Here is a 13,451-nt window from a genome sequence, read left to right as displayed (position 1 = left end):
TCCCCTTATGATCTTATTTGTAAGTTACCCCGCCTTTTCATTTCTAAACGTCACAATCTGTTGAAGTGGTTTCTCTTTCAATGAAAAGTGGAATAACAACAGTAATGATAGAGAAAAGAGGGGATTTTCGTGACAACAACTTTCATTGTCATTGGCGCATTATTAGTGATTTTTTTCATCATACCAATCATTTTATTCATCTGGATTTGGATGCGAGATGAAAAACAGGAAGAGCATTCTGTCCTACGAAATTATCCGGTCATTGGAAAATTGCGGTTTATTTTTGAAAAAATAGGACCTGAGCTTCGTCAATATCTGTTTCTAAATGATCGAGAGGAGCTTCCTTTCTCAAGAAGAGAATACGAGCAAGCTGTCATGTCTGGGAAGTACAAAAGCCGGACAATGGGCTTTGGATCAAAACGTGATTTTGACAAGCCTGGTTACTATATTCGCAACGTCCTATTTCCAAAGCAGCGAGATGAGTTACGCATCGATCAATCTGAAAAAATCCAAACAAAAGTGTATCAGATCGATCAAGACAATTTACTGAGAAGAAGTGAACACACGAAAGAAGTCGAAGCAAAACCTTATTATCTCCATGAAGAAGATGTACAAATCATTGGTGAACATACGTGCCAAAAACCTTTCCGCGTCAAAGGATTGATCGGTCAATCAGCCATGAGCTACGGCTCCTTAGGCGACCGGGCGATTACGGCTCTATCCTCCGGCTTAAAAATGGCTGGTGGCACATGGATGAACACAGGTGAAGGCGGGCTTTCACCTTACCATCTCAAAGGGGGCGCCGATATCATTTGCCAGATTGGACCTGGTTTATTTGGGGTTCGAACAGAGGATGGCGCATTTTCGTTTGAAGAGTTTAAGAAAAAAAGTGAGCATGATGAAGTAAAAGCCTTTGAACTCAAGCTAGCACAAGGAGCGAAAACACGCGGGGGACACATTGACGGTGAAAAAGTCACAGAAGAAATTGCCCAAATCCGTAAACTGCCGCCACACCAATCCATTGACAGTCCGAACCGGTTCGAGATGTTTCACTCCATTCCTGACATGCTTGATTTTATTGAACAACTGCGAAACATCGGCGGAAAACCAGTTGGAATCAAGCTAGTTGTTGGACATAAAGAAGATATCGAGGAGCTTGCTCTCTATATGAAAAAAAGCGGAAAACATCCTGATTTCATTACAGTGGATGGCGGAGAAGGTGGCACAGGTGCTTCCTTTCATGAACTGGCTGATTCCGCAGGCCTGCCCATTTTCACCGCACTACCGATGGTCCATCAAATTTTGAAGAAATATGGGGTTCGAGATCAACTCAAGCTGTTTGCGTCTGGTAAACTTCTCTCCCCTGATAAAATCGCCATTGCCCTTTCCATGGGAGCGGATTTTGTGAATATCGCACGGGGCTTGATGTTCTCGGTTGGCTGTATTCGGGCGCAAGTATGCCACACGAATAAATGCCCTGTTGGGGTTGCCACCACAGATCCAAAGCTGCAAAAAGGTTTATTCATTGAAGAAAAGAAATACCGCGTCTGCAATTATATCCTGTCCCTTAGAGAAGGTTTGTTTAATTTATGCGCAGCAGCTGGAATTGAATCACCTATTCATTTTAACGAAAAACATATTATTTTTAGACAAGAAAACGGTCAGACAAGTGAAGTCCCTATGTTCTCAGGCACAGAGCAGTCTGTCTAGCTTAAAAAGGTGCGTTTCCGCACCTTTTTTTCGTTAACATTCTTGCTCAATCACGTCTAAAGAACTTAATAGATATTTGATAAGGAGAAAGAGTATGCGTGAAAAAAAGTCCGCGGTATGAAACGAAACGATGGGGAAATATATCGTGTCGTGGTCGCAGTCGATCTACCTGAATTATGGCATTCATAAATCATTGTGTTTAAAGGGATTCTTATGTGAAAGATTTCTTCAACAGACAAGGTGAGCATCAGACATCGCTTCCCCTTTCCGATCAGAGAAATATTCAAAAAGAATGTGATTTATCTGTTGCGCAAAATATGCGAACCATCGGTTTTAAGGAAGTGATCACTGATGACGATGAAGTGTCCTATGAAGGTGAACGATGGTTTATGGGAGAACTTGATGATATCAAAAAGAGCCATTTCAAATGAAATGGCTTTTTTTGTTCAACTTCAAAACGACAAATCATAAAGAATATTTGCAGTGAAAGCTGCTTTATTTTGTTTCGTCCGTTGCTTGTTGCTCTGCTACGCGGTCAAGTGCCATCGTATAGGCATCATTTCCGTAGTTCAAGCAGCGTTTGACACGTGAGATAGTGGCTGTACTTGCACCTGTTTCCGTTTCAATTTTGTGATACGTATTTCCCTCGCGAAGCATACGCGCTACTTCAAGACGCTGTGATAAAGATTGGATTTCATTGATGGTGCACAAATCATCAAAAAATCGATAACATTCTTCCAGGTCTTTAAGGGACAAGATGGAGTTGAATAGCTGATCTAAGCTTTTTCCCCTTAATTTATCAATTTGCATCTTTATACATCTTCTCCTTTACTATTGGCACACCGCTCCGCACTGACTTTTCCGAGAAAGCGGTATCTTTCCTGACTCATTTTTTTCAACCTCAGCAATGAGCTTTGAACGAATCATGACAGGTTTGGTTCTACGCTGAAAATGCCATCAGGTTCTTTCGTAAGCCGAAGCTTCTTTATCGTAAACAAATTCGACAAGTTTTGTCATATTCCTTGTGCGACAATCTGACAAACTTGTTTGCCTCCGATATCTAGAACACTTCTGCTCTGTTAGGTCTTTCCCTAAAAAACAGTATGTGTAGAAAGCTTGGCGAGACGACAAACCTGCGCCCCGCCTTGCTTGATTATTCAAAATATGTTGGTCGGCCAGCGTAACCGACAGATTCATTTTACAATTGGGCACTTCATTCGTCATGTCAAAGCCCTATGCTTTGTCACCATATCTAGCAGCGAAGAGATCTTTTGCTCACTCCTGCCCTATAACAGCGGTCAGAAATCTAGCAAATATGATACAGCTCCACTCTGTTATATTTTAACGCATTATAGACGGAAAGAGTACAGTTTTTTTCATGACATCAAATATTCCTCTTGGTGTCACCCGAATATACGGCAAGTGTGTGCTTTGGAAAAAGACAAGTGTATCAATCGGGCAGTCAAATGGATACCCGCGCTCAATGAGTAGCTCGCGTAACGTTTGCTCCTGCTGAAGAACCGTTTCAAACGATTCAGCTGATGCACAGCCTGATAATTGCAACGGGATTTCATGCAAAATCTTTCCGTTTTCTGCGAGCACAATTCCCCCGCCAATTTCTTTCATTCGCTTATGAGCAAGCATCATATCATCTTTATTTTTCCCAATCACTAAAATGTCACCAGTGGTTGAAAATGAGCTGACAAACCCTTGCACCTTGTTTGCAAATCCTTTTAACATTGTGTTCACGCGCCACTCGCCTTTTCGATCAATCAGACTGAAGAAGCTTTGATCATGGTCACAGGACAGCTGATTGACAGAGTTATCAATCTCCACTGTATAAGGCTCCATAATGACAGCATTTCGCATTTTGACACCAAGCGGCATTGAGAATTGCAAGTCACTCATCGTCAGGTCATAGCTTAAATCTAATGGTTCGAGCCCGCCATTTTCCCATTTTGTCTCTTGGAATTGATGCTGGTTCTCCCCCTCTAATTTAAGGATCACCCCTTTAGAAATCACCGTTTCTGGATTTGGATTCATCGGATCATCTAAAATATTCAAAGAAGCCAATCGACCAGGACCGACCACGCCTAATAAGTCATCAATTTGATAGTATTTCGCAATGTTAAAGGTCGCCATATTGTACGCATCAATAGTAGGCACGCCTTCTTCAAGGGCAATGGAAATGAGACGATTGATCATGCCTTCTTCATAAAAGTGAGGCGCTGATCCATCTGTTGTATAGAAAAAGTGATCGTAGTGCCTAAAGTCACGCTCATGCAACTCTCTTAAAATGTTCACTAAATCTGGGCGGATGGAAGAATGACGCAAGGACACATGATAGCCAAGAGACAAGCGTTTGAGCACATCGTCTGCATTCATTGCTTCATGATCACTGTCCGCTCCAAACAGCTTCATTTTTGTTAGCGTTTTCTCAGAAGCCCCAGGGAAATGCCCTTCAATTCGTTTTCTCTGCTTCTTCGTTTCTTGCATGCAATATAAAATGAGATCATCACCGTCCATTAATCTTGGCCAGCTCGTTAATTCGCCGCCTTGTAGGACGTCGGGATGATCAATCCATTCTTTCCGATAGTTAATAGGAAGCATCTCATCTTCATACCTGACCTCGGTTTGAAGATCGTATCTGGACCACCAGAAATACTGAAATGGCTGCTTTTTTAATTCGCATAGAGTGGAAAGCGCTTTCTTTTCATTGCTTTGCAAAAGAAGAAATAAGTTATCGCTGACCATCGTTGTTGTGCCAAATTGAGACACATATTCTGCAAGTGATTGGGGATTATAAATATGGAACGGATGCGCGTGAGGTTCAATATACCCCGGCACAATGTATTTACCTTCACAATCAATCACACGTTTAGCTGATTTATTTTGAGGAAGCTCTGCTCCGACATAAACAATTCGATCATCATGTATCCAAATATTTGCCTTCACCCATTGCTTCAAAAACGGGTTTAGCACGAGTCCATTCGTTAAAAGGAGTGTTGGAACTATTTTTGAGTCGACTACATCGATTTGTGTGCGGATGTCATTGTTTCTCCAATTAAAAGTACGTTCGGACATTCACATACTCTCCTTCATTTGTATTAGCCCTATCGTAACATAACGAACCACGTTACGCATTAATGAAACGTTACAATTTCTTGAAATCACACTTAAAATAATTTAAAAAAGGAGAATCACTTGCAATGAAACCTAATATTGGCTTAATGGAAGCGCTCATGAGAATTGCCTGCGGAATGACGATATGTACTGTAGCTGGATCCTTATATGCTCGAAAACCATGGAGTAAATTGCTGCTTTTTGGCATCATGCTCGGCGGATTAAAATTGGGCTCTGGTATTCTTCGTTTTTGTCCAGTGACCTATATGTGTGAACAGCAGAATACACATAAAGAGAAGGCTGAGTAGACAGCCTTCTTTTTTTGTGTGTGAATCATTCCGCTGCTTCGCACCATTTGACCAACGTACCAGCAATGATTTCTGCTGCTTCAATGACATGTTTGATCTCAATAGATTCATTCGGGAAATGGGCAAGCTCTGTCGTTCCAGGTCCAAACACAATGATTGGGATATCCGCTGCTTGTGACAGTAATCCGCCGTCTGTCCCCCAAGGGGCGGCTTCTACCTTTGGCGGGTGCTGCATGACCTCTTCATATTGTTCCTTCAATAGAACTAAAAGCGGGTGATCAGAGTCGATTGACCCTGGAAGCCATCTAGCACCAAACCACTCCACCTCCACAGGATGTTCTTGAAACCAATCATCCTTTTCAGCGAGTCCAGTCATCCAATTTTCTAATTCCTTCTCTGCCTGCTCAACTGTCTCACCTGGCATCACACCAAGCCTGCCTTCCATTGTGACAAGATCTGCGACAGAGGACGGCCAATCACCGCCTTGAATTTTCCCAATGTTGATTGGAATTGGAATCGGGATATGCTGAAACAGAGGCTCCGTCACTCGCTGATTTCTTTCTTTTTCTAGTGCCGCTATATGAGAAAGGACCACCGTGCTCTTTTCAATAGCAGAAACACCGTGATACCTTGTTCCGCCATGAGCTGCCCTTCCTTTAATATGCAGCCTGAACCACTTTGATCCTTGCTGAATCGGAAAAATGTTCATATGACTTGGCTCTGGAATGATGGCAGCATCCGCTGTGTACCCTTTCAATATCGCTGCAAGTGTGCCTGCTCCACCGCTTTCCTCTTCGACGACACTATGAAACACCACATCTCCTTTCAGGGGAATCTGAAGCGCATGCAGTGCCTCAAGCGCAAAGAGTAAAGAAACGTTTCCACCTTTCATATCTGTTGCCCCGCGTCCATAAAGTCTCCCGTTTATGATATGCCCGCTGTAAGGTGGATATGTCCATTGATTCTTATCTCCTGCCGGAACCACATCTACGTGCCCGTTTAATAAAATTGATTTGCCGCCACCTTTTCCTTTCAATCGCCCAGCAACGTTGGGACTCCCTTGAAAAGATCGGCGCGGGGAATAAAAATAAGGATGCTCTAGTAATTCATCGCCGCCAATTTCCCAAACGTCTACATCAAAGCCAATGGCGGACAGTTTATTGGCCACGATCTGCTGAACCTCTTCTTCATTTCCTTGGGTGCTGTCACATTGCACCATTTGCTGAAGAAGCGTAATGGCTTCATCCTGATGCTCTTTCATCCAGTTTCTGATACGTGTCATTGGCTGCAAGTCGTTCATCCTTTCTACACAACAGATTTGACATCAGGCGCTAAAATTAATGGCGCTTCAGTCGCCCTGATGACATCTTCCGGCTGAAATGGCGGCATGACTTCACGTAAAATGAGCAGCTGAGACTTGACCTCAATGACCGCCATATCCGTAATAATCAAATCGACACACGCTTTAGCGGTTAATGGCAATGTACAAGCCGTTTTCACTTTAGATCGACCGTGTTTATCCAGATGGCTCATCACCACTACCACTTTTTTCGCTTTTTGCGCCAGCTCAATCGCTCCGCCCATACCCGGTACTCTTTTCCCCGGTACAATCCAATTGGCAAGATCCCCTTGGCTGCTTACTTCAAGTGCACCCAAAATCGTCATATCCAGCATTCCTTTTCGGATGATGCCAAAAGCAGTCGTACTGTCCATGTACGAGCCGCCCTTTGTTAACGTAATGGGAAAACCACCGGCATTGCACAAATTCGGATCTTCTTCCCCTTGCAGAGGCGAGGCTCCTGCCCCCATAATGCCGTTTTCTGCATGCAGCCACACCTCGTAATGTGATGGAATGTAGTCTGCTGCTAGGGTCGGAATGCCGATCCCAAGATTCACAATCATGCCATCTTCAATTTCTTGTGCTGCTCTTTTGGCAATGCGGTGTCTTAAATCGATGTCTCCCATGCCCATGTCCAGTTCACTCCTTTTGATTGCACGATTTGATTCACAAATACGCCTGGCGTCACGATTTCTTCTGGATCGAGCTGCCCCGCTGCCACAATTTCTTCTGCCTCCGCTATGGTCCAGTCTCCTGCCATCGCCACAATCGGGTTTGTATTCCGTGCGCTTTTATCAAAAATCAGGTTTCCCACTTCATCTGCTTTGTAGGCATTGACGATGGCAATATCCGCTGTGAGCGCAGGCTCTAACATATAATTCTTCCCATTCAGCTCAACCAATTGTTTCTCATCGAGATTCAGGCTATCCATCCCAACATCTGTCACAATGCCCGCCAGCCCCATTCCGCCTGCTCTGATTTTTTCTGCAAGAATGCCCTGCGGGTAAAAATGAACGTCTAATGTACCAGCCTGCATTTTCTGTCCGGCAATGGGATTTGAGCCGATATGAGAGGCGATGATTTTTTTCACTCTTCCTTCTGTGATGAGCCTGCCCACACCAATTTGCGGGAAACCTGCATCATTTCCGATCAATGTCAGATCTTGAATATTTGCTTCCAAAATGGCATCAATCAACGATGGTGGTGAACCCACGCCGCCAAATCCGCCAAACATGATGGTCATGCCATCTTTTAATCGCGTCATCACTTCATCCAAACCCACAGTTTTGTTCATGTTCGTTCCTCCTTACATAGCAGATGGGAAAAACCCTCGATTGATTACTTCTTGTTCGACTTGTGTGATGGTCTGCCCGAATAAATCAATGAGTTCATCCATTTCCTGCTGTGTGATGGAAAGCGGCGGTGCGATCATAACTGCTGCGCCTCCGACTCCATCCTCTCCAGCGCTTGCTGGATACACAAGCAGTCCATTTTGTTTTGCCGTTTCAACGACGAGATTGGTTATCTGAGCATGTGCAGGAAATGGCGTTTTGGATAAACGATCTGCGACAAACTCAATGCCAATCAGCAATCCCTTCCCTCTCACATCTCCTATGATGGAATGATTGACTTGCAAATCTTTTAAAGCATTCATCAGATATCGCCCGGAAAGTTCAGCCCGTTCGGGAAGCTGATGCTTTTTCATATATCGAATGACCGCTAATGAAACGGCTGCTGAAAGCGGATTGGCACTATATGTGTGCCCTGCCATGACAGAGCCGGAGCCGCTGATAATCGGTGCCATCACACGATCCGTTGAGACAACTGCTGCAATTGGAGAATAACCTGCGCTCATGCCCTTTCCAAGAACCATGATATCTGGTACCGTGCCCCAGTGTTCCATCGCAAACATTTTCCCAGTTCGTCCAAAGCCCGTCATGACCTCATCTGCGATCATTAAAATGTCGTTTTCTTCACAGATACGCTTCATTGCTTCGAAATAACCGTCTGGCGGCAGGAGCGCCGCTCCCGCTGCGCCAACAATCGGTTCAGCAATCAATGCGGCGATCCTCTCTTTTCCTATACGCTGAATGACGGTCTTAAATTCCTGAACATACCACTCGACCTGCTTGCTGTCTTCCTTTGGCAGCCATGACCGGTAGCTATAGGGCGGAGACAGCACTGGATGCTTTTCAAGCAGTGGTTCAAAACGCTCTCTCCTTGCAATATGACCTGACATCGACAGCGCCCCTAATGTAATGCCGTGGTAACTCATCCATCTTGAGATGATATGATTTTTTTCCGTCTTCCCCTGCTCCTGCCAATGCTGTATCGCCATTTTCATAGCAGTCTCCGTTGCCTCTGAACCGCTCCCTACAAAAAAAGACCAGTTCAGATCACCTGGGCAAAGTGTACTCAATTCATACGCTAGTTCTTCCGCTGGTTCATTCGTAAATTGTGACCTGTACGTAAAGCTCACCTTTTTCGCTTGCTCCGTCATCGCATCAATAATGTCTTGTATACCATGTCCAATACTTGCCGTGACTGCCCCTGATGAGCCGTCTATATATTTTTTTCCGTCCCGATCATATAAATAAATCCCCTCTCCTCTCACAGCCACAGGATATTGCTGATTTAACATCGGTTTGATTAAGTAATCCCGGGTCTCCACTTTGTCATTCCTCCCTCTCTTGTCAGCAGCTGCACTTTTCTTTTCACATGAATCGCAAGAAAATTTTGTATACTTGGTATAAGATTAGCTTAATCAAGAGGGCAGTCATCCTCCATTCGCCATTTGCCCGAATTTCACGCGTGTTTTTTATACATGGTGTATAAGAGTGTTCAAAAGGAGGTCATGAGTCTATGGCGATTCTCGTCAAAGATGCACTCTCGCTCGATATGATGAAAGAAACCAAACTGCTTGCTGGAGAAAATGGACTGGATCGGCTTATCCAGTGGGTGACCATTGTGGAAATTATTGAGGACACGTCTAGACTTTCAGAAGGAGAATTACTTGTTACAACTGGATTTGGACTGACAGAAAATAAAGAAAGACGCATCCGGCTTGAAAAATTAATTCAATCTCATCGTCTTTCAGCTATTGCTATTTATAAAGGCGTGTACTTAACGGAAATTCCCGCATCACTCATTGAAGCTGCCGAAAATAGCGGTATTCCGCTCATCGAGATTCCGCCTCATGTCAATTTTTCAGACATCACAAAAGCCGTTCTAGAACAAATCGTCAGCAGTCAGCTTCATCAGCTCAAATATTCTTCCGCGATTCATCAAAGACTGACCCATTTAAATGTGAGCAATAAAAATGTCACGCAAATTACGGATGAACTGGCACATCTCACAGCAGCAAATATCGTCGTGCTGGATGTATTTTTGCACCAAACAGCAGCTCATCTCGAAACAGACGAAGTGATATATTCCCCTGCTTTTGGCTTTCTAACAGATGACGAACCGATTGAAACCTCTTCTCTGCTCAAGCAGGCAGAGGAAAAAGGCCGGCTCGTCTATGACACATATGGTGCGTTTGTTCTAGCAGCATGCCCTGTGATTGCAATGGGTGATATTTTCGGATTCATTGTGGCGTTAAAGAAAAAAGAGACGTGGCACCATCTCGATGCCATCGCCATTGAGCATGCCGGTGCGGTGTATGCGATTGAATGGTTGAAACAAAAAGCCATTCAAGATACAGAAAACCAAATGCAGGGGCATTTATTGGATGATATGCTGCAACAGCAATACACAGAAGAAAGTTATGTCATCGAACAAGCAAGAAAACTGCAATATGATATGAGCGAAGAACAAGTCGTCATCTACTTTCAATTTCAGCATCAGCACACACAGCTCGATCATCAAATGGTGCAGCGCCTATCCCAATTGCTCACATCCATTTTTGAACGCAGACAAATTCCTTTTTTATTAAAAGCAAGGCTTGATTCCATTTTCGTTCTGACACCCGCAGGGAAAAACACGTATCAAGAAACAAATTGGTATCGCGCATCAGAAGAATGCCGCAGCACTTGGTCTTATTTTTTCCCCGTCCATCCGATTGTGATTGGCATCGGAAGAGCCTACGACCAGATCAGTCTCTTTGCTAAAAGTGCAAAAGAAGCCCAGTATGCAGCAAGGCTTCTTCCTCTTTTTAAAACAGATGACAGCATCATTCATTATCAGAAGCTCGGTCTATATGGGATGCTGCTTGAAATGAACGAAGCCGGAATGAATTTGCATGACTTTTATGTGGAGCTGTTAAGCCCGCTGCTTTATACAAAAAAACAAGGAGCTGACCTCATTCATACACTCGAAGTGTATTTGGCACATAATGAAAATATTCAAAAGTCAGCGGGGGAATTGTTTATTCACCGGCATACGTTAAGCTACCGGTTGAAACAAATTGAAACGAGAACAGGCTGCAGCCTCAAATCCACTGATGATCGGATGAAGCTGCAGCTGAGTATCATGGCGTACCGCCTATCTGGTCTGCTTGATCAGATGAGAACCATCTCATGATTCATTTGGCGTTTTGACCCAGAGATTCATATCTTCAATTTTGTCAAAAATATAGCAGTTGTTTTGAAAGCGTCCGGTGTATGTATACCCGAGCTGATAAAATACTTGATTCATTCCATAGGACAGTGCACGGGCGAGAGAATAAAAGACATAAATGTGCATGGATTGAAGCTCTTGTTCGAGGGCTAGAATCAAATGATGCATGAATCCTAGTTTTCTGTATGTCGGAAGGGTTGCACAATCTGTTAATTCTGCATGACCATACGGTACATTGATTTCAGCAGAAGCGGCACTTACAAGTTGACCGTCATGTTCAACGGCATAAAAAACCGTCCCTTCCTCCATTACCTTTTGGATGTAATCTGGCTCGTTCATTGGCGTGGGGTACGTTTCAAAGACCGTATCATAGAGCGCTGCCAGCTTGTGCACATCCTCTGGACCGGCTTTCCTCATCACATACTCATCCTGCCACACGCCTTGATCTTTTTTCATCGGCTTTTCTTGAATAGACGTAACGATTTCATCTTCCTTCAGCCAAAACGGGCTGTTCATTCGATCTTCGGTCAGAAAGAGCGACATGCCGTATGCATCACTTCCGAGAAAATAATGAGAAAACACCCCTTCAAGCCGAAAGCCTTTTGCTAAAAAAAGCGGCATATGCTCACGCCTTACTTTTACAATGACCTTAGACGCCTTGCAGTCCGCCGCTTCCTGAAGCACGGACTGAATCACATCCTGCACCCTGCCGCTATAGTCATCCAAACGAATTCGCTCATTGAATGAATCCATACAGATCAAAGCAGAAAAACGCTCGTTTGCAAGCTTCTTCAATTGCACCATACACTCATTCCCCTCTTAGCTAATGAAAAACTTCCAAATTAAAAATGAAGAAATAGCAATGCCAGAAAAAATGGATAGGATCATATAACTAATGGCAAAGCCTTTTTTCAATTTATTCTGCTTAATGGCAGTCACCATGATGTTATTTATAGTTATGAGATATAAAACAAGCATGACGTTTGCAAAGATGATAAATGCTTTGATTTCCATGTTGCCTCCCCAAATTCATTCGTAATCCCATACTACTTCTTCATAACCTGCCCGCATCCCTCTATGAACAGAAGAAGAAAAAACACCTTTCCATCTCGTCAGATAGAAAGGTGTTTTGATTAAACGTTTTTCCCCGCAGCCTTCAGCGCACGGGCGCCAATGTCACGGCGATAGAATAAACCTGGCTGAATGATTTCTTCAACCGCTTCATACACTCTTGATCTTGCCGCTTCAAATGTGTCGTCAAATGCGGTCACATTTGCTACACGGCCGCCATTTGTGACGAATTGATCGTTTTCCTTTTTCGTTCCTGCATGGAAGGTGACGACATCAGAGACCGTTGTTTGCAAAGCACCGATTGGCGTGCCTTTTGCATAGTCTTCCGGGTATCCTTCTGATGCAAGAACGACACTGACAGCGGCTGTGTCTTTCCACTGTAAGTCCACATCTTTTCCATCTAGAATGTCTAGGAATACTTGGACTAGATCTGATTCAAGACGAGGGAGCACTACTTGCGTTTCAGGATCGCCAAAGCGTGCATTGAACTCAATGACCTTAGAGCCTTCTGGTGTCAGCATTAAGCCCGCATATAAAATGCCTGTAAACGAACGCTCTTCCTGCACCATCGCGCGAGCTGCTGGTTTGACGACGTCTTCCACCGCTTTTTGTACGATTTCATCAGAAATTTGTGGAACCGGTGAATAAGCGCCCATCCCGCCGGTGTTTGGTCCTTTGTCATCTTCAAATGCACGTTTATGATCCTGTGCGATCACCATCGGATACACCTTTTCTCCATTGACAAAGGCCATCAGAGAAAACTCTTCACCTGTTAAAAATTCTTCAATGACAACCGATGCACTCGCATCGCCAAACTTTTCATCCTCTAAAAAGTCATGCAGGCAGTTGATTGCCTCTTCAAGCGTCATTGCCACTGTCACGCCTTTTCCTGCGGCAAGTCCATCTGCTTTAATGACAATTGGGGCACCCTTTTCTTCCACATATGCCTTCGCTTCTTCAAACGATGTAAAAGTGGCGTAAGCGGCTGTCGGGATCTCATAATTATTCATTAAGTCCTTTGCAAATTCTTTTGAGCCTTCAATGACTGCGGCTTTTGCATTCGGTCCAAATACCTTTAGACCTGCTTCTTCAAATGCATCGACGACACCTGCAATTAATGGAACCTCTGGACCGACAATTGTTAAACCGATGTTATTGTCTTTTGCAAAACGAATTAACGCCTCATGATCGCCCTCGTCGATTGGGACAAGCTTCGCAGCGTCTGTCATTCCATCATTGCCGGGTGCGACAAATACTTGGCTGACAAGTTCGCTTTGATTCACTTTCCATGCGATGGTATGCTCTCTTCCGCCTCTGCCGATAATTAATACGTTCACACTGTC

Annotated in this window: 13 protein-coding genes; 4 read left to right on the top strand and 9 right to left on the bottom strand. The window is 44.0% G+C overall.

The window, feature by feature from the left end; translation table 11 throughout:
- The first annotated feature begins 129 nt into the window (after window positions 1–129).
- Together KVT11_RS15540 and KVT11_RS21090 are read left to right on the top strand one after the other, a co-directional pair.
- The gene (locus KVT11_RS15540) at window positions 130–1,710 is read left to right on the top strand and encodes an FMN-binding glutamate synthase family protein (RefSeq protein ID WP_116307587.1); all 1,581 of its coding nucleotides are present in this window, start codon (window positions 130–132) and stop codon (window positions 1,708–1,710) included.
- A 215-nt stretch (window positions 1,711–1,925) separates the two neighbouring features.
- Entirely contained in the window at window positions 1,926–2,141 is a 216-nt protein-coding gene (locus KVT11_RS21090) for a DUF3916 domain-containing protein (RefSeq protein ID WP_234805336.1), read from the top strand.
- A gap of 64 nt (window positions 2,142–2,205) precedes the next feature.
- On the opposite strand, the gene KVT11_RS15530 is transcribed toward KVT11_RS21090, so the two are convergent.
- Both KVT11_RS15530 and KVT11_RS15525 read right to left on the bottom strand, forming a co-directional pair.
- Complete coding sequence (locus KVT11_RS15530) at window positions 2,206–2,520, bottom strand: YerC/YecD family TrpR-related protein (RefSeq protein WP_007496879.1); 315 nt, start codon at window positions 2,518–2,520, stop codon at window positions 2,206–2,208.
- Between the two features lie 531 nt (window positions 2,521–3,051).
- The gene (locus tag KVT11_RS15525) at window positions 3,052–4,794 is read right to left on the bottom strand and encodes an adenine deaminase C-terminal domain-containing protein (protein ID WP_007496880.1); all 1,743 of its coding nucleotides are present in this window, start codon (window positions 4,792–4,794) and stop codon (window positions 3,052–3,054) included.
- Window positions 4,795–4,919: 125 nt separating this feature from the next.
- Here KVT11_RS15525 and KVT11_RS15520 point away from each other — a divergent pair, with 125 nt between their 5' ends.
- Complete coding sequence (locus tag KVT11_RS15520; RefSeq protein ID WP_081114585.1) at window positions 4,920–5,141, top strand: YgaP family membrane protein; 222 nt, start codon at window positions 4,920–4,922, stop codon at window positions 5,139–5,141.
- Window positions 5,142–5,166: 25 nt separating this feature from the next.
- On the opposite strand, the gene KVT11_RS15515 is transcribed toward KVT11_RS15520, so the two are convergent.
- The 4 genes from KVT11_RS15515 to KVT11_RS15500 are packed head-to-tail and all read right to left on the bottom strand — an operon-like array spanning window position 5,167 to window position 9,151.
- A complete protein-coding gene (locus tag KVT11_RS15515; RefSeq protein ID WP_210552323.1) occupies window positions 5,167–6,432 on the bottom strand; it encodes a peptidase in 1,266 nt (421 codons plus the stop codon).
- A 14-nt stretch (window positions 6,433–6,446) separates the two neighbouring features.
- Window positions 6,447–7,112: a 3-oxoacid CoA-transferase subunit B gene (locus KVT11_RS15510; RefSeq protein ID WP_025206868.1), complete on the bottom strand. Its 666-nt coding sequence runs from the start codon at window positions 7,110–7,112 to the stop codon at window positions 6,447–6,449.
- On the bottom strand, window positions 7,088–7,774 hold the full coding sequence (locus tag KVT11_RS15505; protein WP_008344277.1) for a CoA transferase subunit A: 687 nt from the start codon (window positions 7,772–7,774) through the stop codon (window positions 7,088–7,090). Before KVT11_RS15505 ends, KVT11_RS15510 begins: the two co-directional genes overlap by 25 nt.
- A gap of 12 nt (window positions 7,775–7,786) precedes the next feature.
- Window positions 7,787–9,151 carry an aspartate aminotransferase family protein gene (locus KVT11_RS15500; RefSeq protein WP_210552322.1) on the bottom strand — a complete coding sequence of 455 codons (1,365 nt, stop codon included), beginning with the start codon at window positions 9,149–9,151 and terminating at the stop codon, window positions 7,787–7,789.
- A gap of 191 nt (window positions 9,152–9,342) precedes the next feature.
- On the opposite strand from KVT11_RS15500, the gene KVT11_RS15495 reads away from it, so the two are divergent.
- Window positions 9,343–11,001: a PucR family transcriptional regulator gene (locus tag KVT11_RS15495; RefSeq protein ID WP_210552321.1), complete on the top strand. Its 1,659-nt coding sequence runs from the start codon at window positions 9,343–9,345 to the stop codon at window positions 10,999–11,001.
- Here KVT11_RS15495 and ablB read toward each other — a convergent pair.
- The 3 genes from ablB to purD all read right to left on the bottom strand — a co-directional run bounded on the left by ablB (window position 10,996) and on the right by purD (window position 13,445).
- On the bottom strand, window positions 10,996–11,841 hold the full coding sequence (gene ablB / locus KVT11_RS15490; protein WP_210552320.1) for a putative beta-lysine N-acetyltransferase: 846 nt from the start codon (window positions 11,839–11,841) through the stop codon (window positions 10,996–10,998). The two genes, KVT11_RS15495 and ablB, sit on opposite strands and share 6 nt — an antisense overlap.
- A gap of 15 nt (window positions 11,842–11,856) precedes the next feature.
- Window positions 11,857–12,051 (bottom strand): hypothetical protein, encoded by a 195-nt coding sequence (locus KVT11_RS15485; RefSeq protein WP_008344285.1) that lies wholly within the window; start codon window positions 12,049–12,051, stop codon window positions 11,857–11,859.
- 119 nt (window positions 12,052–12,170) lie between these two features.
- Window positions 12,171–13,445: a phosphoribosylamine--glycine ligase gene (gene purD, locus KVT11_RS15480; RefSeq protein ID WP_116307577.1), complete on the bottom strand. Its 1,275-nt coding sequence runs from the start codon at window positions 13,443–13,445 to the stop codon at window positions 12,171–12,173.
- Window positions 13,446–13,451: the final 6 nt, after the last annotated feature.

Source organism: Bacillus sp. GbtcB10 (assembly GCF_019091365.1).
Taxonomy (GTDB): Bacteria; Bacillota; Bacilli; order Bacillales; family Bacillaceae; genus Bacillus; species Bacillus altitudinis.
This window is presented reverse-complemented; position numbering and strand designations above follow the sequence as displayed.